Raw genomic sequence first — 19,836 nt, 5'->3', positions numbered from 1 at the left:
GCTTACGATATTAATTCCTGAAAATGGTTCGCTAACTAGTGATTGACAACGCCCGTAGTGAACCGAAAAAATGTTCTCCACAAAGTCTTGACTGACTCAACTGAAAATTTTCTCTTGCTAACGAAGTGAGAATCCATTATAATAAAGGACGTTGTGTTTATCAAGAGCCGCTCCTTGACATGCCATCGCCAAGGTGGTATAGTGTATAAAGTGGAATGATTGCTTGTTTGTAACGAAAGCAGAAGCGCCCGCTTCTCACCTGACCGACGCTAAGAAGGCTGTTGGCAGGTTGTTACGGTTCGCCAACTTTTTGTCCGAACGTCGTGCGCGGGTGCTTTGTGCATCCGCGCTTTTTCGTTGAGAGCGGGCTCTGCCGGCAAACAAGCCAGTTGGAAAAAACCTTGGAGGTGGCTCATTATTAGCAAAGATTTCATTATCAACGAGCAAATTCGTGCCCGGGAAGTGCGCTTGATCGATCAAAACGGCGACCAACTTGGCATCAAGTCGAAGCAGGAAGCGCTCGAAATTGCGGCGAGACGCAACTTGGACCTCGTGCTTGTGGCGCCGAACGCCAAACCGCCTGTTTGCCGCATCATGGATTACGGGAAATTCCGCTTCGAGCAGCAGAAGAAAGAAAAAGAAGCGCGCAAAAAGCAAAAGGTCATCAATGTGAAAGAAGTGCGCCTCAGCCCAACGATCGAGGAGCATGACTTCAACACGAAACTGCGCAACGCGCGCAAGTTTTTGGAAAAAGGCGATAAAGTGAAAGCGACGATCCGCTTCAAAGGACGGGCGATCACCCATAAAGAAATCGGACAGCGCGTCCTTGACCGCTTCTCGGAAGCGTGCGCCGACATCGCGGTCGTCGAAACGGCGCCGAAAATGGACGGGCGCAACATGTTTCTCGTGCTCGCACCGAAAAACGACAACAAGTAAGGAGGAAACTGTGATGCCAAAAATGAAAACTCACCGCGGCTCGGCGAAACGGTTCAAAAAGACGGCGAGCGGCAAATTGAAACGCGGCCATGCGTATACGAGCCACTTGTTTGCCAATAAAACGAAAAAACAAAAGCGTCATCTCCGCAAAGCGACGCTTGTCTCGCCTGGCGATTTCAAACGCATTCGCCAAATGCTCGACAACTTGAAATAACGACCGACTATAGGAGGGAACGATTATGCCACGCGTAAAAGGTGGACCAGTGACGCGCAGACGTCGCAAAAAAGTATTGAAGCTTGCGAAAGGCTATTTCGGCGCGAAACACGCGTTATATAGAGTTGCGAACCAGCAAGTGATGAAATCGCTCATGTATGCGTATCGCGACCGCCGTCAACGGAAGCGCGATTTCCGCAAACTGTGGATCGCCCGCATCAATGCGGCGGCCCGCCAAAACGGCCTGTCGTACAGCCGTTTGATGCACGGCTTGAAATTGGCCGGCGTCGAAGTCAACCGGAAAATGCTCGCCGACTTGGCGGTCAACGACCAAGCGGCGTTTGCCCAACTCGCCGATTTGGCGAAAGCGAACTTGAATAAGTAACCATGACGGCCATCCTGACAAAGGGTGGCCGTTTTTCTTCGGCAACGAAATGGGGGGCTTGAAAGCCGATCAGCGCTGCTGTTTTTCTGTCAAGGAAAGGGATGGATATGGTACAATACGGAATAGCGATCAATCTTCTTGCCTTTTTTATGATGGGGCTCGACAAACAAAAAGCGAAACGCCGCCGCTTTCGCATCGCCGAGCGGACGCTTTGGCTGCTGGCGTTTGCGGGTGGGGCCATCGGTGCGGCAGCTGGAATGTACACGTTTCGCCATAAAACGCGCCATTCGGCTTTTCGCTATGGGCTTCCGCTGCTGGCAGCCGCGGAGGCGTTTTTCTATTGGAACTGGATGTGGTAGAAGGGGGAAAAGAGCATGGATTGGCCTTTGCTTTACGATATGCAGCGCATGTTGGATGAGCGGATTGAAACAGAGCACGGCCTTATGCATGAGGACTTGTTCAATCGGAAAATGCTTGCGTTTCTCGTCGAACTTGGGGAGCTGGCCAATGAGACGCGCTGTTTTAAATTTTGGAGCGTGAAACCGTCGGCGCCGGCGGAACGGGTGCTGGAGGAATATGTCGACGGTTTGCATTTTTTGCTGTCGCTCGGGCTGGATTGCGGGCTGTTTTATGAAAGCCGGGAGCTTCCGGCTGTCGAGCGGCCGCTTGTTGAGCAGTTTTTGGCCGTCTTTCGCGCCGCCGAGCGGTTCGGGGAGACGAGAGCGCGAGGGGAATATGATGCGCTGTTTGCGGAGTATTGGCGGCTTGGCGTGGCGCTCGGTTTTTCTTCCGACGACATCGAGGCGGCGTATCGGCGGAAAAATGAAGTGAACCACAAGCGGCAAAACGAGCGCTACTGATCTTTTTTCGGGTGGCGAATGATTCATTTTGCCAATCGTCAGCCTTTTCAAGTATAATAAAAAAGTGGACAAAACCGGAAAGGGGTGCCAAGATGGCGAAGTTGGACGAAACGTTGACGATGCTGAAAGCGTTGACCGATGCGAAAGGCGTCCCGGGCAATGAGCGGGAAGCGCGCGATGTGATGAAGACATACATAGCCCCGTATGCGGATGAAGTCACAACCGACGGCCTCGGCAGCTTGATCGCGAAAAAAGAAGGGAAATCAGGCGGGCCGAAAGTGATGATCGCCGGTCATTTGGATGAAGTCGGCTTTATGGTGACGCAAATCGACGACAAAGGATTCATCCGCTTCCAAACGCTTGGCGGATGGTGGAGCCAAGTAATGCTCGCCCAGCGCGTGACGATCGTGACGAAAAAAGGCGACATCACCGGCGTCATCGGTTCGAAGCCGCCGCACATTTTGCCGCCGGAGGCGCGCAAAAAACCGGTGGAAATCAAAGATATGTTCATCGACATCGGCGCGACCAGCCGCGAGGAAGCGATGGAGTGGGGCGTCCGCCCGGGCGATATGATCGTGCCGTATTTTGAATTTACGGTATTGAACAATGAAAAAATGCTGCTCGCGAAAGCATGGGACAACCGGATCGGCTGTGCGGTCGCCATCGATGTGCTCAAGCAGCTGAAAGGCGTCGACCATCCAAACACGGTATACGGCGTCGGCACGGTACAGGAAGAAGTCGGCTTGCGCGGCGCGCGCACGGCCGCCCAATTCATTCAGCCGGATATCGCCTTTGCGGTGGATGTCGGCATTGCCGGCGATACACCGGGCGTGTCGGAAAAAGAAGCGATGGGCAAACTCGGCGCCGGCCCGCACATCGTCCTGTACGACGCGACGATGGTGTCGCACCGCGGCTTGCGCGAATTCGTCATCGAAGTGGCGGAAGAGCTGAACATTCCGTACCATTTTGATGCCATGCCGGGCGGCGGTACGGATGCGGGAGCGATTCATTTAACGGGCAGCGGCGTTCCGTCGCTCACGATCGCCATCCCGACGCGCTACATCCACTCGCACGCCGCCATTTTGCATCGCGACGATTATGAAAACACGGTCAAGCTGCTTGTCGAAGTGATCAAACGGCTTGACGCCGACAAAGTGAAACAACTGACGTTTGACGAATAAAAACACCGGCCAATTCGGCCGGTGTTCGTCATTGTTTAACCGCCTGCTCGAGCGTGGTGAGCATCATGTCTTTTTGCTGTTCATTGGCGTGCGTCCAAATGGCTTCAAAGAGGACGCCGAGGCCGGGCAAATATTTTTCCTCGCCACGCTGGATCGCGTCCTCGATTGTATTCTCGAGCTGTTCTTTCGAGTTGTTGGCGACGTTGTGCATAATGGCTTTCCGCAAGTTCAAATCCATTTGTCTCACCTCATTGGCCGTATTGTACACCGTTATCGTTTGCCAATGGCGGCGGATTTATACATGGAGCGGCTCTCGTATATGGTATAATAGAGGAAAAACTAGACCGAAATGAGTGATGGCGACGATGGACGAGAAACCGCTCTATGGATTGGAACGAACGGTATTTCGCCAACTGCTCCATCTATTTTCCCGTTATGCTGATGTCATTGAAAAAGTCATTTTGTTCGGCTCAAGAGCACGAGGCGATTACAAGGAAGGATCGGATATCGATTTGGCGATCCAATTTCGAAAACCGGGAGGCCCGCTGTACCTCCTGCAATCGGACTTGGATGAACTTCCGATCATTTATCCGATCGATGTTGTTGATTACAATCAAATTCACAACGAACAGCTAAAAATGAATATTGACCAAGAAGGAAAGACGATTTTTCAAACGAACGAGCACGGGAAGGTGATGGTCACCATGAGCCGGCTGATGGATCGATTTTACGATTTCGAACGGGCGCTCTCCAAACTCCGGCAAAGTGCCGCAAGAGACGCTCAAACGGATGACCTTGTTGTTGATGCGACCATTCAACGCTTTGAATTCACGTACGAACTAGCATGGAAATGGATGAAACTTTATTTGGAGCATCAGGGATACGCTGAAGTGACGAGTCCGAGGAAAACGATTCGCGAGGCGTTTCGGGAAGGGTTGATTCAAGACGGAGAGACATGGCTTCGCATGCTCGAAGACCGCAGCCGGACGTCCCATACGTATGACGAAGAAACGGCGATGGACATTTACGAACGCATCCGTACACACTATATCCCGCTGTTTGACCGTTTGCTTGACGAAATGAAACGACAGCTTGACTCAGTGACATGAGCGGCCGGCGTGCGGAACGGAACGAGCCTGGCTTTGTGAAGGAACTTGGCTTTGGTCGTGAAAGATGACAACGGCGCACATTTTGTTATAATCAAATGAAGAAACTTGACGCATGAGGTGACGACACAATGGAAAAAGCGACATTCGCCGGCGGCTGCTTTTGGTGCATGGTGACGCCGTTTGAGGAGCTTGACGGCATTTACGGCATCGTCTCCGGCTATACGGGTGGGCATGTCGAAAACCCAACATACGAGCAAGTGAAAACCGGCACGACCGGCCATTACGAAGCGGTGCAAATCACGTTTGACCCGGACGTCTTTCCGTATGAGCGGCTGTTGGAGCTGTATTGGTGTCAAATCGACCCGACCGATGACGGCGGCCAGTTTCACGACCGCGGGCCGCAATACCGGACGGCGATTTTTTACCATAACGAAAAACAGCGCCAGCTCGCCGAGCAGTCAAAGCGGGCGCTCGAGGAAAGCGGGCGCTTCTCGAAGCCGATTGTAACGAAAATTTTGCCGGCGACGACGTTTTACCCGGCGGAAGAGTATCATCAAAACTACCATAAGAAAAATCCGGAGCATTACAAACAAGACCGCGCCGCGTCCGGGCGCGACGAGTTTATCGCCAAACATTGGGGGACGAAACGGTGAAGCGGATCGAATCGCCGAAAAATGCGCGCGTCAAACAATGGAAAAAGCTGCTGACCAAAAAAGGGCGCGATGAGACCGGATTGTTTTTGCTTGAAGGGTTTCATCTTGTCGAAGAGGCCATAAAAAGCAACGCGCCCCTTGTCGAGCTGATCGTTGATGAGCGGACGGCCGTCCCGCCCGGCTGGAACGTCACAGGTGTCCCGGTTACGATCGTGACCGAAGCGGTGATGAAGGCGATCAGCAGCACGGAGACGCCGCAAGGCATCGCCGCGGTGTGCCGAAAGTTGCCAGCCGAGCTTGAAGGCGTGAAGACCGCCTTGCTCATTGACGCCGTGCAAGACCCGGGCAATCTCGGGACGATGATTCGCACCGCCGATGCCGCCGGGATCGATGCTGTCATCCTTGGCGAAGGGTGCGCCGATGTGTACAATCCGAAAGTCGTGCGGGCGACGCAAGGGTCGCTGTTTCATCTTCCGGTTGTCAAAGGCGATTTGGTGCAATGGATCGCGCGTTTCAAGGAGCAGGGCATTCCGGTGTACGGAACGGCCTTGGAGAATGCCGTCGATTACCGCACCGTTCCGCCTTCGTCTTCCTTCGCCTTGCTCGTCGGCAATGAAGGAAGCGGCGTCCGACCCGACCTGCTGCGCCTAACGACAGAGAACGTGTACATCCCGATTTACGGCCGCGCCGAGTCGCTGAACGTCGCCGTCGCGGCCGGAATTTTGCTTTATTCCTTGCAGGCGGTGCGGTAAAATAGAATCGAAAATCAATAGGACAAGGGAGCGGAGACAGATGGATGGCGAACTGCGGGCGTTATTGAACGCTGTGCTCGAGCGTCTTGATGTTCAAGGGGCCTACATCGAACAAATGCGCATGGATATCGTCAAGCTGCAAGGAAGCGTGAAACAACTCGAAGACAAAGTCGATCGCATCCAGAGTGATGTTGAGGCGATGAAAAAAGACATGGACGCGATGAAAAAAGACATGGATGCGATGAAAAAAGACATGCTAGGGGTCAAAAAAGATGTCGCCGCGCTCAAGGAAGGGCAAGTGCGGCAGGAAAAAATTATGGAGCGCCTTGCCATCCGCTCGATTGAACAGGAAGCGGAAATCGATGAGCTGCGCAAAGAAATTTCGGCCTGACCTTGCCTTTGCCTACTCATTTGCGTATAATGAATAGCGACAATTTCCCATACGGACAACAACGATGACGGAGAAAAGTAGCTTGCTGCTCGCCATCCAGGGAGAAAACGCCGGAGACTGGGAGCGTTTTTATGGCCGACGCAAGTGAAGTTCACCTCCCGAGTTGGCACCGGGACCATCCCAAAAGGGGATGTAAAGGTGTTCCGGCTTTCGGCCGTTATCGCAATGAAGCGAACAGCACATTTGTGCTGTTAACAAGGGTGGTACCGCGAGCAACAACTCGTCCCTTACCGGGGGGGCGGGTTTTTTATTTTGGATAGAGGAGGGACTCAAGTGAAAGAACGGCTGTACGAGCTGAAGCAAGAAGCGCTTCGCCGAATCGATGAGGCGAAAGACGTCAAAGCACTGAATGACGTGCGCGTCGCTTACTTGGGCAAAAAAGGGCCGATCACCGAAGTGCTGCGCGGCATGGGGGCATTGCCGCCGGAAGAGCGCCCGAAACTCGGCGCGCTGGCCAATGAAGTGAGAGCGGCGATTCAGCAGGCGCTCGAGGCGAAACAAGCGAAACTGGAACAGGAGGAAGTCGAGCGGAAGCTGGCCGCCGAAGCGATCGATGTGACGCTGCCGGGACGACCTGTGAGTCTTGGCAATCCCCATCCGCTGACGCGCGTCATTGAAGAAATTGAAGATTTGTTTATCGGCATGGGCTATACGGTCGCCGAAGGGCCGGAAGTCGAGACCGACTATTACAACTTTGAGGCGCTCAATTTGCCGAAAGGACATCCGGCCCGCGATATGCAAGATTCGTTTTACATCACGGAGGAGATTTTGCTTCGCACCCACACATCGCCGATGCAGGCGCGGACGATGGAAAAACACCGCGGGCGCGCCCCGGTGAAAATCATTTGTCCGGGCAAAGTGTACCGCCGCGATACGGACGATGCGACGCATTCGCACCAGTTTACGCAAATTGAAGGATTGGTTGTGGACCGGAACATCCGGATGAGCGATTTGAAAGGGACGCTGCGCGAATTTGCCCGCAAGCTGTTCGGGGAAGGGCGCGACATCCGCTTCCGGCCGAGCTTTTTCCCGTTCACCGAGCCGTCGGTCGAAGTCGATGTGTCCTGCTTCCGATGCGAAGGGCGGGGCTGCGGCGTCTGCAAAGGCACCGGTTGGATCGAAATTTTAGGAGCCGGCATGGTTCATCCGAACGTGCTTGAAATGGCCGGCTTTGATTCGAAAACGTACACCGGCTTTGCGTTCGGCATGGGGCCGGAGCGGATCGCGATGCTGAAGTACGGCATTGACGACATCCGTCATTTCTATCAAAACGATCTACGTTTCTTGCGGCAATTTTTGCGTGTGTAACAGAAAAAGGAGGGGTTTTCCATGCTCGTGTCTTACCGTTGGCTGAGCGAGTACGTCGATTTGACGGGGGTCACCGCCGCGGAACTCGCTGATCGCATCACGAAAAGCGGCATTGAAGTCGAGCGGGTTGAGGCGCTCGACCGCGGGATGAACGGCGTCGTCATCGGCCATGTGCTCGAGTGCGAGCCGCACCCGAACGCGGATAAACTGCGGAAATGCCTCGTTGACCTTGGCGAAGGCGAGCCGGTGCAAATCATTTGCGGCGCCCCGAACGTCGCCAAAGGGCAAAAGGTCGCCGTCGCCAAAGTCGGGGCGGTGCTGCCGGGCAATTTCAAAATCAAACGGGCGAAGCTGCGCGGGGAAGAATCGAACGGAATGATTTGTTCGCTCCAAGAGCTCGGCGTCGAAACGAAAGTCGTGCCGAAAGAGTATGCAGACGGCATTTTCGTCTTTCCGAGCGATGCGCCGGTCGGCGCCGATGCACTGGAATGGCTCGGCTTGCACGATGAAGTGCTCGAACTGTCTTTGACGCCCAACCGCGCCGACTGTTTAAGCATGATCGGCGTCGCCTATGAAGTCGCGGCCATTCTCGGACGTGAAGTAAAGCTGCCGAAAGCGGCGGTCAAAGAAACGAACGAAAACGTTCACGACTACATTTCCGTCCGCGTCGAGGCGCCGGAAGACAACCCGCTGTACGCCGGGCGGATCGTGAAAAACGTCCGGATCGGCCCGTCGCCGCTTTGGATGCAAGCGCGCTTGATGGCAGCCGGCATTCGCCCGCACAACAACGTCGTCGACATTACGAACTACATTTTGCTTGAGTACGGCCAACCGCTTCATGCGTTTGACTACGACCGCCTCGGTTCGCAGGAAATTGTCGTCCGCCGCGCAAAGGCAGGCGAAACGATTGTCACGCTCGATGATGTCGAACGGAAGCTGACCGAAGACCACCTTGTCATCACGAACGGCCGCGAGCCGGTCGCCTTAGCCGGGGTGATGGGCGGGGCGAATTCGGAAGTGCGCGATGACACGAAAACCGTGTTTATTGAAGCGGCGTACTTTACAAGCCCGGTCATCCGCCAGGCGGTAAAAGACCACGGGCTGCGCAGCGAAGCGAGCACTCGGTTTGAAAAAGGCATCGATCCGGCGCGGACGAAAGAAGCGCTCGAGCGCGCCGCCGCCCTGATGGCCGAATACGCCGGCGGCGAGGTCGTCGGCGGCGTCGTGGAAGCGAGCGTGTGGCGTGAGGAGCCGGTGGCGGTGACGGTCACGCTCGAACGCATCAACGGTGTCCTCGGCACGGCGATGTCGAAAGAGGAAGTGGCCGTGATTCTTTCGAACTTGCAATTTCCGTTCACAGAAGACAACGGAACGTTTACGATCCACGTCCCGTCGCGTCGGCGCGACATTGCGATTGAAGAAGACATCATCGAGGAAGTGGCGCGCCTGTATGGCTACGACCGTCTGCCGGCGACGCTGCCGGTGGCGGAGGCGAAGCCGGGCGGACTCACGCCGCATCAGGCGAAGCGCCGCCGCGTCCGCCGCTATTTGGAAGGGGCGGGCTTGTTCCAAGCGATCACGTATTCGCTCACGAGCCCGGACAAAGCGGCGCGCTTTGCGCTTGAGACGGCCGAATTGGTCCGCTTGGCGCTGCCGATGAGCGAAGAGCGGAGCGTTTTGCGGCAAAGCTTAATCCCGCATCTGCTTGAAGCGGCGAGCTACAACCGCGCCCGCCAAGTCGAGAACGTCGCCTTGTACGAAATCGGCTCTGTCTACTTGTCCAAAGGAGAAGGCGTCCAACCAGCGGAAAAAGAGCGGCTTGCCGGCGTTCTCACCGGCTTATGGCACGCCCATTTATGGCAAGGAGAGAAAAAGGCCGTTGATTTTTACGTTGCCAAAGGCATTTTGGACGGCTTGTTCGACTTGTTTGGACTCGCCGCCCGCATCGAGTACAAGCCGGCCAAGCGCGCCGATTTGCATCCGGGACGGACGGCGGAGATTGCGCTTGGCGGCAAGGTGATCGGCTTTGTCGGCCAGCTCCATCCGGCCGTGCAAAAAGAGTACGATTTAAAAGAAACGTACGTGTTCGAGCTCGCCTTGACCGATCTGTTGAACGCCGAAAGCGAAGCGATCCGCTACGAGCCGATTCCGCGCTTCCCGTCGGTCGTGCGCGACATCGCCTTGGTCGTTGACGAAATGGTCGAAGCCGGCGCCTTGAAGCAGGCGATCGCCGAAGCCGGGAAACCGCTTGTCAAAGACGTCTCCCTCTTTGACGTCTACCAAGGCGAGCGCCTGCCGGCCGGGAAAAAATCGCTCGCCTTCTCGCTCCGCTTCTATGATCCGGAGCGGACGCTCACGGATGAAGAAGTCACGGCCGTCTATGAGCGGGTATTGGCGGCGGTCGAAGAGCAGTTTGGCGCGGTGTTGCGCGGGTAATGCCGCAGCGGTATGAAGCAGGGAGCACGGGCAGCTCCCTGTTTTTCTATTCTGTCACACCGAAGCGTGCAAAAAGGGGGAGAACGATGCGAACCATTCAGGCCGCGATCATTGCCTTGCTTTTGCTTGCCGGGTTGTATGGATGCGCCGCGGGGCGGCCGGATGGCAGACAACAACCGGTTGAGCTCACCGTCTCAGCGGCTGCCAGTTTGCAAGACGCGCTAGAGGAAGTGAAAACCGTCTTCGAGCGCGAGCATCCGAACATCCGCATTCACTATAACTTTGGGTCATCCGGCGCCTTGCAAAAACAAATCGCGCAAGGGGCGCCGGTCGATTTGTTTTTCTCCGCCGCCGTCCAGCCGTTTGCGGAGCTGAAACAAGAAGGGCTGATGGATTCTGCGCATGAAAAAACGGTGTTAGCCAACGAACTCGTGCTCATTGTGCCAAAACAAGAAGAAGGGGCGATTCAGTCGCTCGATGACATCACTCGCGCGAAACGGGTGGCCATTGGCATCCCTGAGTCGGTGCCGGCCGGCATATACGCGAAACAAACGCTTGAGCAGGCCGGGTTATGGGAAAAAGTCAAGCCGCGCCTCGTTCTGGCCAAAGACGTCCGCCAAGTGTTGACGTATGTCGAAACGGGCAACGTCGACGCCGGCTTTGTGTACCGGACGGACGCGCTTGTCTCCGGCAACGTGAAAATTGCGGCTGTGGTGCCTGATGAGATGCACGAACCGATCGTCTATCCGCTCGGCGTGGTCAAGACGACCAAGCATCTGCAAGAAGCGCGCCAGTTTTATGCTTATTTAACGAGCGAACAAGCGTTGAAGCAGTTTGAACGGCATGGGTTCCGCCGCGCCCGGCAGCACTAAACAGGGGGCTCTTCACAACATCAGGGTATTTATGGTAAAATAAAACTCGTTCAACAACATAGGCGATGGGGTTCGCCATAATCGCCGGCTTCCGGCTGATGACTCCTGCTGCGTTTGCATGCGGCAGGAGTCTGTTTCTTTTTGGAAGGGAGGAACGGTCATTGGTTTATCTCGCCGTTGGCATCGCCGGCATGATCGGCGCGCTTGTCCGTTATGGGCTTGGTTTGCTTGTTCCCGCCGCCCATGGCTTTCCGTTTGCGACGCTTTTCATCAACTGGACAGGCTCGTTTTTGCTCAGCTGGCTCACGGTCACATTCACCCGCCGCCCCACGTGGCCGCCATGGGTGCAAACGGCGGTGACGAGCGGTTTTGTCGGCTCGTATACGACGTTTTCCACCCTTAGCGTCGAGTGTGTCGAATTGCTGGAACAAGGACGATGGGGCATGGCCGCTGGTTATATCGCCGCCAGTTTGTTCGGCGGTCTAACCGCGGCATGGGCGGGCTCCGCTGCCGCCCAGCCAAAGCGAAAGGGGGAAATGGTCCGATGATGGCATCGCTATTGGTGATGATCGGCGGTTTTTTTGGCGCCATCTGCCGTTACGCCGTCAGCCGCTGGGCAGCCCGGCGCTCGCCGCGCTTCCCGCTCGGCACGCTCATTGTGAACTTACTTGGCTCGTTTTTGCTCGGCTGGCTGGCTGGAAGCGGCGCCGCCGATGCTGAAAAATTGCTTGTCGGCACCGGTTTTATGGGCGCGTTCACGACGTTTTCCACGTTCAAATGGGAAAGCGTGCAAATGATGCAGCGAAAACAACAAGGAAAAACGAGGACTTATTTGGTGGTCGCCTGCTCTTATTTGGTCGTTACCTACTCGTTTGGCGTGTTGTTAGCATGGCTTGGCTACCATCTTGGGCGTTGAAAGTTTCCCAAAAAGCGGATCGGTGTGTACAGCGAGGCATGGAGCGGAACATGATGGTAAACTTTGTTCGCCGAACAGAATGGATAAAGCAGCGATGACAGCAAGGCGTTCCAAAATGCCTATCCATCCGGATGTTCGCTTTTCCCAACCGATCCGCTAAACGGGGTGTCGACGGACGACTATGGTGTCAACGAAAACAACATTGATAACATTTATTTCCTCCCTTTTTTTACTAAAAAATAAGCGGTCACCCACGAAGTGATTGGAATAGTTGATGCTACACCAATCCCGGCAAAAAAGATCGCGATCATTTCTGCGCTAAATATTTTTGAATTTACGATTTGATCGATAGAGTAGGATAAATCTTTAAACCAGATAAGCAATGCCAAATAGCTGCCGAAGAAGGCGAAAAACAACGTATTTGTACTCGTTCCTAATAGATCCCTCCCCATACGTAAACCGAAGGCAAACAAATCTTTCCTGCTAATGGATGGATGGTGATGGAATATTTCGCGCATTGGAGACGAAATGGCAATCGCCGTATCTGTAATCGCACCTATTGTACTCATAATAATGACAGATGCCCCGATTTTCACAAAGTCGATTCCAATGTAAAGGGAAAAGGCGGAAATCCCCTCGGCTTCCTCTTCGCCAAATCCTTGAATCATAGCATTTTCAGTCACAATGACAATAAAGAAGAGCAGGATCACCACAGTGGCTATGCTAGAAATGAAGGCAGTGATTGTTTTTGTGCTCACTCCATTGATGTAAAAAAGGCTAATGCAGCTGATCAACGTGGATGCAATCAATGTTAAGATGATCGGATCAGCTTTTGGAATCAGCATAATCAGGATAGTGAGTATGAGCACGCCAAAGTTGAAGAATATGGCCAAGAAAGATCGTGCCCCTTTTTTCCCGCCAACAAGGACCATCAGAATGAATAAAATGGTTCCTAACCAGAACAATGTATTCATGCTCTTGCCCTCTTTCTCTTAATGAAAAAAATAGTCGTATATAACCCTATTGGGATTGTCATTACGATTCCAATCCCCCCAGCTAAAGCTCTAGCCAATTCCAGCGAAAGGTTCATCGAAAGGGTGAACATTAAGGGGGAGGCATTTTTTAAATACAAAATAAGCATAGGGATGGAGCCGCTTATATAGGCAAAAAACAAAATATTTGTCATCGTTCCCATAATATCCTTCCCGATCTCCATTCCCGAAGCTTTCAGTGCTTTGATCGATATGTTGTTATTCTTTTCATACAATCCAAAGATGGAAGAGGACATTGTAATTGCCACATCCATTACAGCTCCTAAAGATCCGATAAATACTCCGGCCATAAACACGACTTTATAAGGACGAGTTACAAATTGCATTTCCTCATATCGAAGGCCTTGTTCTGACGTGAATTGCATGACAAGATAAGTGATCAACAGCGACATAAACGTTCCCAGTAAGGTGGCAACAATAGCGGCATATGTTTTTTTATTAAACCCGTTAACGAGCAACAAAGAAATGGTAGTAAACAAAATGATACTAATGCCGCATATGATTAAGAGACTGATGCCGGATGTATGGAGATAAACATCCAATGCATAGGATAACAAAATGGAGTTGACGGCTAAACTTATAATCGACAACAATCCTTGCTTTTTCCCGATGAGAAGCAAAGTCAAGATGAAAACCCATGCCGCCATCAATACGTATTTGTCACGCTTTACACCTTGGATCGTTCCAGTTAAATGTGAGTTTTCGTTTCTATTTGCATCAATCGAAACAAACAATTCATCTCCAACACGATATTGTTGATCATAAGCTTTCGATGAGGAATACTGGTTAGTTAAGTGAATAAGCCGCCCTTTTTGGTCGCCATTTTTCAATTGAGCAATGATGCGTTGGGTGAATAGACGATCTTCATTTTCATGCATATCAGTTACTTTCGTTGTATCTGTCAGTTCTATTTTGATCACTTTGGCAATGGGACGATCATAGAAGGGATGATTGTAGTGAACAAAAAGAACGGAGGCGGCCAAACAAATTCCGATGAGCGCGTACAACAAAATTTGTTTTTGAGACATTTTTTTTAATTTGTCCTTCCATACCATTCGCAAAAACCCCCAAATGTAGGAATGAATTCACCCGGCTTCTAGAAATATTTTCTCTTATAGTCATAATACATTTTTTCACTCACTTAGCGCAAAAAGGGGGATTACAGAGGTCAGGCTGCAGGGGGACACGATGATGTGAAAAAACGATTGATTTTTCCTTTCATCCTTGTTACGTTAATAGTGGTAATGGTTCAATAGTTGAACTAAATAGGCAGATCGAGTGAGCTAATTGATCAGGCCGGCAAATGGTTCAACGAGTGAATGATTGGAGGTGAGCAGATGGTAGAAAGAAACATCGACGATTGGATCGACCGCTATTTGTCCGTGTCGTTTCTCGTGATGAAACGCGGAGCGGCGCTTGTCAAAGGCAGTCTTTGCCAAGAGATGACGCATGACCAATATTATTTGCTTCGCTACATCCGCCGGCGGGGGGCGTGCACGTCAACGGAGCTCGCGGCGATGTTTGGCGTGAACAAAAGCGCGGTGACGGCGATGACAAATCGCCTCGTCGACAAAGGCTGGCTGCGCCGCGACCGTGATGAAAGCGACCGACGTGTTGTGGCCTTATCGTTGACGCCACAAGGAGAGGAATGGGTGGCGGAGATGGACCGGAGCGTCTATCGGCTGGTGGAAGACGTGATCGCTCGCTTTCCAGAGGAGGAGATTGAAACGTTCATCCGTACGTATGAGCGGCTGGCCCACGTGCTGCAGGAGGTGGAAGAGGCGACATGAAAGCGATCATCAAAGGAAAATGGCTCGTACTTGCGGCATGGATCGCCATTGCGGCCGTGCTCATGGCGACGGCGCCGAACATGGGCGATCTTGTCCGCGAGAAAGGGCAGTTGAGCGTGCCTGACGGCTACTCGTCGTCATTGGCGGCCAAGCTGATCAAAGAGGCGAACAGCCAGGAAAACAAACAAAATGAACGATCCGCGGTGCTTGTCTTTTACCAAAAAGGCGGGCTGACGGCGGATGACAAAAAAGAGATTGAACGGGCGGTAAACGCGCTCGAAAAGAAAAAAGAGGAGCTTCATGTCACGAACATCGTCTCGCCGTTTGCCAACCCGAAGCTCGAAAAAGAACTCATCTCCAAAGACGGGACGACGATGCTCATTTCCATCACCATCGACCCGGCCGGCCGGACGGCGAAGCAATTGACCGACGCCCTGTATAAAGCGGTCGATGGCGTCAAGGTCGAGCATTATTTCACCGGCGGCTGGATGATCGATGAAGATGTCGTGACAAGCTCGCTTGAAGGCGTGAAGAAGACGGAAGGGATTACGATCGTCTTCATTTTGCTTGTTCTGCTCGCTGTATTCCGTTCACCGGTAGCCCCGCTGATTCCATTAGTGGCGGTCGGGGCGACGTATGCCGTTTCACAGTCGATCGTTGCTTTTTTGGTTGACAACGTGAACTTTCCGCTATCAACGTTTACGCAAATCTTTTTAGTCGCCGTTTTGTTTGGCATTGGGACCGACTATTGCATTTTGTTGCTGAGTCGGTTTAAAGAAGAACTGGCGAAACGCGGCGATCGGGTGGAAGCGATCGTCGCCACGTACCGGACGGCGGGAAAAACGGTGTTGGCGAGCGGATTGGCGGTGATGATCGGGTTTGCGGCGATCGGACTGTCGACATTTCAGTTGTACCAATCGGCGGCGGCCGTCGCCGTTGGGGTAGCGGTGCTGCTTTTGGCGCTCGTGACGCTCGTGCCGTTTTTCATGGCCGTGCTTGGCGAGAAGCTGTTTTGGCCGGTGCGGGGGAAGCTCGAGCACGGGCAAAGCCGGCTTTGGCTCGCGGCTGGCCGATTTGCGTTCGCCCGTCCGCTTTTGGCGCTGGCGATTGTTGGGATTGTGACGGTGCCGGTGCTCGCGACATACCACGGCAAGCTGTCGTTTGATTCCATGGAAGAGATCGGCGATCATTATCGTTCCGTCAAAGCGTTTGACATCATTGCCGATCATTTCAATCCGGGAGATGCCATGCCGACGCAGGTGGTGGTAAAAAGCAAAGAGCCGCTTGATTCGGAAGAAGGGCTGGCGTTGATTGAGAAAATGAGCCGTGAGATCGAAAAAGTTGATGGCGTGGCAAGCGTCCGCTCGGCGACGCGTCCGACGGGAGAGCCGATTCAGGAGCTGTATGTCACCGAACAGGCGAAACAGCTCAAAGACGGCCTTGGCGCCGGCAAAGAGGGGATTGAGAAAATCGGCGCCGGACTTGAGACGGCAAGCGAAAAATTGTCCTCGTCCGCTCCGCAGCTCAAGCAGGCGTCATCCGGCATCGGCCAGCTCGTCTCTGGAACGGAGCGGCTTGAAGACGGTCTGCGCCAGCTGCAAAACGGCCTTAGTCAAATCGAACAAGGCGTGCGTCGTGGAGCGGTGGGCGCCGGCGAGCTGCAAAACGGCTTAGTGACGCTTCGCGACAATGCGAAAAAGCTGCAGGAAGGCGCCGCGCAGCTGCTTGACGGCTACAAGCAGACGGAACAAGGGCTGTCGGCATTAAGCGGCCAGTACCGGCAAATCGAAGCGGGATTAAAGGCCGTCGCCAATCAGCTTGCCGCCGTGCAGGCGATGCTTGCGCAAGTCGAACAGGCGCACCCGGAGCTCGCGCAAGACGCTCAATATCAACGAGCGAAAATGACGGTCGCCGCCTTGTCCGAAAAGACGAACGAAATGGCGGACGGCCTCGTACAGTTGAACGGGGCGCTTGAGCAGGCGCGCGCCGGCTTGGCGAAAGCGAACGACTCGTTCGCCCAGCTTGCGGCCGGCCAAGCGGCGGTCAACGGCGGCTTGGACCGGATCATCGCCGGGCTTTCGGAGCTCGAAGCCGGGTTGACGAAAGCGGCCGACGGCCAGAAACAGGCGGTCGACCAATTGCCGCAATTCTCCCGAGGGCTTGAGCAAGTGAACGGCGGCCAGCGCCAATTGCTTGAGCATTTCTCCGCCCTTGGCGGCCAGCTCGGCCAGCTTGTAAACGGCTTGGACCAAAGCGCGTCCGGTCTGCATAAAGTGGCGGACGGCCTCGGAACGGCGGAAACGTATTTAGCCGATTTGTCATCGGCGCCGGAGAAAGACATGGCTGGCTGGCACATGCCGAAAGAGGCGCGCGAAAGCAAAGACTTTGCGCAGGCGAAAGACGCGTATATGTCGAAAGACCGGCGCATCGTGACGTTTGATGTCATTTTAAAAGAAAATCCGTATTCGACATCGGCGCTCAGCCGTGTGGATGACATTCGCGCCGCCGCTGAGCGGGCGGTGAAAGGGACGAAGTGGGAAGACGCGACGATCGCTGTCGGCGGCGTCACAAGCACGTACGCCGATTTGCAGGCGATCTCAAACGCCGACTATAAACGGACGGCCGTGCTGATGTTGATCGGCATCGCCATCGTGCTCGCAGTGCTCCTTCGTTCGCTGATCATGCCGCTTTATTTGATCTTGTCGCTCGTCCTGACGTATTACACGTCGATGGCCGTCACCGAACTCATTTTCGTCAACGGCCTCGGCTATGCCGGTTTGAACTGGGCGGTGTCGTTCTTCGCCTTTGTGTTGCTTTTGGCGCTCGGCATCGACTACAGCATCTTCCTCATGGATCGGTTCAACGAATACCGCGGCCGGCCGGTGAAGGAAGCGATGCTGTCGGCGATGGGCCATATGGGGACGGTCATTATCTCCGCCGCCGTCATTTTAGGCGGAACGTTCGCCGCGATGTATCCGTCCGGCGTTCTGTCGCTTTTGCAAATTGCGACGATTGTGCTGACAGGGCTCCTGCTTTACGCCCTCGTCGTCCTGCCGCTGTTTGTGCCGGTCATGGTCCGCACGTTCGGCCGCGCGAACTGGTGGCCGTTCCGGCAGCCGGTGAGTGAAGCGGACGGACTGGAACAACAAAAAATCAGTTAAGATGGCGAGCCAACAAGGGTGTTCCAACAGACTGGGACACCCTTTCTTATTAATGTATGTAGAAGCAAAATGGTTGATAGAAAACAATATGTTGTGTTTAAGGAGCATTACCCTCTTGGATCAGCCTCTTTTTCTTAGTCCTGTAGGTATAAAAAGAAAGCGAGGCGCTCTGTTTGATTCAACAGGAACGTATATTCTATGTACAATGTCTAGTTGTTTTCCCTGATTCTTTCCCCCGTGAATGCGGATAGCATGGCGCATAGAAAAGAATATTTTGTTTAAATATATTTAATATTATTTATTTTTTGTTAAAATGGCTATGAAATATTGAATACTGGGGTGATGAAAATGAAGTTGGGGAAAATCGCCGTTCTATTCTCGGTGACGTTAGCTATTTTGATAGCACCACTAATGGTGCGCGCCTATGTTTTAGAACCTTACTATTGGAAGAATGGAGTAACCGGCCTCACGTACAAATGGGGAAGCAATCTTCAAACTTCCGGCACGGTGATTCGGACGGCTTTTGAAAATGCCCTCTCCGATTGGAATGGAACGCCAACCCCCGTTTGGTTTTCCTACAGCAGCAGTTCTTCCAACACGCTTAACTCCTACTATGTTTCCGATTCTTCCGAATATGGCGTTTGCAACATCACGTATTCAGGCAGTGAGATACTCCGCTTTACAGCTATGGTCAACGTGGGAAATATCAATATCGGAAAAAGCAACGTGGCTCGGAGTGCAGCCGGGCATGAATTAGGACACGGAATTGGACTGGATCATTCCACGGCAACAGCGATTATGAACTCGAACCGTGATCGGACACGCATCTATACTCCACAGCAAGATGATATTAATGGTGTGAATGCAAGATATTAATTGTTCATCTATCCATGGGGAGGAGAAGAGGATGAAAAAAATGGTGCTGTCCATCGTGACGCTTGGTGTTATCTTTATGGGCGGAGTCGTCTATTTCATAAAAGATGGAGGGAATACCGATAAACAAATAGGGTCTGCCAACGTAGCCAGACAGACTCATACCGTCAGCTATTCTGATCGCCCAAAATATACAAATATAAAGGACTTGGGCAAGGCGTCCGACTGCATCTTTGTCGGAACTGTTGAAGGAGTGGCTGGCACACGAAATTTGGCGCGCAATCCAAACGATCCAGCCGAAGAAGATCCGAATATTTATGTTGAAGGAGTGGACTATAACGTAAAAGTGATCGAAGTCTTGAAAGGGAAAGCAGATTCTCATGTTCTTGTCACGGAACAAAAGCAAACGAAGTTAGGCAAGGACGAGCCGATGGTTGTGGATGAGCATTACATCGGTTTGACATCCGGACAAACCTATATCTTTTTTGTCAAAAAATCGAATTTGACCGGCCGCTATTACAGTGTTGGAGATCCGTTTTTCTTTGCCCTTGAGAACAACCAAGTGGTGCTAAAGACGAAAGAAAAGGATTTGCTGGAGATTTATAAACCTGAAGAGGTAAAGGCGTTCAAAGCGAAAGTGAAAGAAGCAGTGGGGGAATGATGTTTCGTTTCCTCCACTGATTTTGATCAAGAGCGATTCGATTGCACAAGCATATTTTTTCCTGTAGATGAGCATTTTTCATTACAATAATTTCCATGGTTAGAGAGACAAACAGGGTACCCCTTATGCGATACGGAGCTGTTTTTTGATCACATCAATGGGAATATCTTGCTTTGCAGCGTCATAAATGAACTCGACGACGCTGTGGTCTTTCCGCGACCGAAGA

The 19,836-nt window shown here is 52.9% G+C and carries 22 protein-coding genes, 1 riboswitch and 2 other annotated features; of the genes, 19 read left to right on the top strand and 3 right to left on the bottom strand.

Annotated features, from left to right (window positions below; translation table 11 throughout):
• Window positions 1-230: 230 nt before the first annotated feature.
• Window positions 231-362, top strand: a sequence feature (ribosomal protein L20 leader region).
• The 6 genes from infC (at window position 358) to CV945_RS13990 (ending at window position 3,576) form a co-directional block, all read left to right on the top strand.
• Entirely contained in the window at window positions 358-936 is a 579-nt protein-coding gene (infC, locus tag CV945_RS14015) for a translation initiation factor IF-3 (RefSeq protein WP_080729625.1), read from the top strand. It overlaps the preceding feature by 5 nt.
• 13 nt (window positions 937-949) lie before the next feature.
• Window positions 950-1,150: a 50S ribosomal protein L35 gene (rpmI, locus tag CV945_RS14010; RefSeq protein WP_011232191.1), complete on the top strand. Its 201-nt coding sequence runs from the start codon at window positions 950-952 to the stop codon at window positions 1,148-1,150.
• A 25-nt stretch (window positions 1,151-1,175) separates the two neighbouring features.
• The gene (gene rplT / locus CV945_RS14005) at window positions 1,176-1,535 is read left to right on the top strand and encodes a 50S ribosomal protein L20 (protein WP_011887944.1); all 360 of its coding nucleotides are present in this window, start codon (window positions 1,176-1,178) and stop codon (window positions 1,533-1,535) included.
• A 107-nt stretch (window positions 1,536-1,642) separates the two neighbouring features.
• A complete protein-coding gene (locus CV945_RS14000) occupies window positions 1,643-1,894 on the top strand; it encodes a DUF1294 domain-containing protein (RefSeq protein WP_033010804.1) in 252 nt (83 codons plus the stop codon).
• Between the two features lie 15 nt (window positions 1,895-1,909).
• Window positions 1,910-2,395, top strand: a complete 486-nt coding sequence (locus CV945_RS13995; RefSeq protein ID WP_100659996.1) for a dUTP diphosphatase — start codon at window positions 1,910-1,912, stop codon at window positions 2,393-2,395.
• Window positions 2,396-2,487: 92 nt separating this feature from the next.
• Window positions 2,488-3,576, top strand: a complete 1,089-nt coding sequence (locus tag CV945_RS13990; protein WP_015375580.1) for a M42 family metallopeptidase — start codon at window positions 2,488-2,490, stop codon at window positions 3,574-3,576.
• Window positions 3,577-3,604: 28 nt separating this feature from the next.
• On the opposite strand, the gene sspI is transcribed toward CV945_RS13990, so the two are convergent.
• On the bottom strand, window positions 3,605-3,814 hold the full coding sequence (gene sspI / locus CV945_RS13985) for a small acid-soluble spore protein SspI (protein WP_015375579.1): 210 nt from the start codon (window positions 3,812-3,814) through the stop codon (window positions 3,605-3,607).
• 127 nt (window positions 3,815-3,941) lie between these two features.
• On the opposite strand from sspI, the gene CV945_RS13980 reads away from it, so the two are divergent.
• The 9 genes from CV945_RS13980 to crcB all read left to right on the top strand — a co-directional run bounded on the left by CV945_RS13980 (window position 3,942) and on the right by crcB (window position 12,073).
• Window positions 3,942-4,685 carry an HI0074 family nucleotidyltransferase substrate-binding subunit gene (locus CV945_RS13980; protein ID WP_100659997.1) on the top strand — a complete coding sequence of 248 codons (744 nt, stop codon included), beginning with the start codon at window positions 3,942-3,944 and terminating at the stop codon, window positions 4,683-4,685.
• Window positions 4,686-4,813: 128 nt separating this feature from the next.
• The gene (msrA, locus tag CV945_RS13970; RefSeq protein WP_013144533.1) at window positions 4,814-5,338 is read left to right on the top strand and encodes a peptide-methionine (S)-S-oxide reductase MsrA; all 525 of its coding nucleotides are present in this window, start codon (window positions 4,814-4,816) and stop codon (window positions 5,336-5,338) included.
• Complete coding sequence (locus tag CV945_RS13965; protein WP_100659995.1) at window positions 5,335-6,090, top strand: TrmH family RNA methyltransferase; 756 nt, start codon at window positions 5,335-5,337, stop codon at window positions 6,088-6,090. The genes msrA and CV945_RS13965 overlap by 4 nt, the downstream gene beginning before the upstream one ends.
• Window positions 6,091-6,130: 40 nt before the next feature.
• Window positions 6,131-6,481: a hypothetical protein gene (locus CV945_RS13960; RefSeq protein ID WP_063193123.1), complete on the top strand. Its 351-nt coding sequence runs from the start codon at window positions 6,131-6,133 to the stop codon at window positions 6,479-6,481.
• Between the two features lie 55 nt (window positions 6,482-6,536).
• Window positions 6,537-6,772, top strand: a binding site (T-box leader).
• Between the two features lie 42 nt (window positions 6,773-6,814).
• A complete protein-coding gene (gene pheS / locus CV945_RS13955; RefSeq protein ID WP_100659994.1) occupies window positions 6,815-7,849 on the top strand; it encodes a phenylalanine--tRNA ligase subunit alpha in 1,035 nt (344 codons plus the stop codon).
• A 21-nt stretch (window positions 7,850-7,870) separates the two neighbouring features.
• Entirely contained in the window at window positions 7,871-10,285 is a 2,415-nt protein-coding gene (gene pheT, locus CV945_RS13950) for a phenylalanine--tRNA ligase subunit beta (protein ID WP_100659993.1), read from the top strand.
• Window positions 10,286-10,371: 86 nt separating this feature from the next.
• Window positions 10,372-11,157 (top strand): molybdate ABC transporter substrate-binding protein, encoded by a 786-nt coding sequence (gene modA, locus CV945_RS13945; protein ID WP_063330404.1) that lies wholly within the window; start codon window positions 10,372-10,374, stop codon window positions 11,155-11,157.
• Window positions 11,158-11,209: 52 nt separating this feature from the next.
• Window positions 11,210-11,272, top strand: a riboswitch (Fluoride riboswitch).
• Between the two features lie 46 nt (window positions 11,273-11,318).
• The gene (locus CV945_RS13940; protein ID WP_044743520.1) at window positions 11,319-11,705 is read left to right on the top strand and encodes a fluoride efflux transporter FluC; all 387 of its coding nucleotides are present in this window, start codon (window positions 11,319-11,321) and stop codon (window positions 11,703-11,705) included.
• Complete coding sequence (gene crcB / locus CV945_RS13935; protein WP_100659992.1) at window positions 11,702-12,073, top strand: fluoride efflux transporter CrcB; 372 nt, start codon at window positions 11,702-11,704, stop codon at window positions 12,071-12,073. Before CV945_RS13940 ends, crcB begins: the two co-directional genes overlap by 4 nt.
• 212 nt (window positions 12,074-12,285) lie before the next feature.
• On the opposite strand, the gene CV945_RS13930 is transcribed toward crcB, so the two are convergent.
• Both CV945_RS13930 and CV945_RS13925 read right to left on the bottom strand, forming a co-directional pair.
• The gene (locus CV945_RS13930) at window positions 12,286-13,047 is read right to left on the bottom strand and encodes a YibE/F family protein (protein ID WP_044743518.1); all 762 of its coding nucleotides are present in this window, start codon (window positions 13,045-13,047) and stop codon (window positions 12,286-12,288) included.
• Entirely contained in the window at window positions 13,044-14,180 is a 1,137-nt protein-coding gene (locus CV945_RS13925) for a YibE/F family protein (protein WP_100659991.1), read from the bottom strand. The genes CV945_RS13930 and CV945_RS13925 overlap by 4 nt, the downstream gene beginning before the upstream one ends.
• Window positions 14,181-14,462: 282 nt before the next feature.
• Here CV945_RS13925 and CV945_RS13920 point away from each other — a divergent pair, with 282 nt between their 5' ends.
• From CV945_RS13920 to CV945_RS13905, 4 genes are all read left to right on the top strand, one after another.
• Window positions 14,463-14,915 carry a MarR family winged helix-turn-helix transcriptional regulator gene (locus tag CV945_RS13920; RefSeq protein WP_100659990.1) on the top strand — a complete coding sequence of 151 codons (453 nt, stop codon included), beginning with the start codon at window positions 14,463-14,465 and terminating at the stop codon, window positions 14,913-14,915.
• Window positions 14,912-18,076 carry an MMPL family transporter gene (locus CV945_RS13915; protein ID WP_100659989.1) on the top strand — a complete coding sequence of 1,055 codons (3,165 nt, stop codon included), beginning with the start codon at window positions 14,912-14,914 and terminating at the stop codon, window positions 18,074-18,076. The genes CV945_RS13920 and CV945_RS13915 overlap by 4 nt, the downstream gene beginning before the upstream one ends.
• Window positions 18,077-18,418: 342 nt before the next feature.
• Window positions 18,419-18,952: a matrixin family metalloprotease gene (locus CV945_RS13910; RefSeq protein WP_100659988.1), complete on the top strand. Its 534-nt coding sequence runs from the start codon at window positions 18,419-18,421 to the stop codon at window positions 18,950-18,952.
• 31 nt (window positions 18,953-18,983) lie between these two features.
• Window positions 18,984-19,610: a hypothetical protein gene (locus CV945_RS13905; protein ID WP_044743513.1), complete on the top strand. Its 627-nt coding sequence runs from the start codon at window positions 18,984-18,986 to the stop codon at window positions 19,608-19,610.
• Window positions 19,611-19,836: the final 226 nt, after the last annotated feature.

The organism is Geobacillus sp. Manikaran-105 (assembly GCF_002809955.1).
GTDB lineage: Bacteria > Bacillota > Bacilli > Bacillales > Anoxybacillaceae > Geobacillus > Geobacillus thermophilus.
The sequence above is the reverse complement of the archived record's forward strand: the minus strand, read 5'-3'. Positions and strand labels throughout refer to the sequence as shown.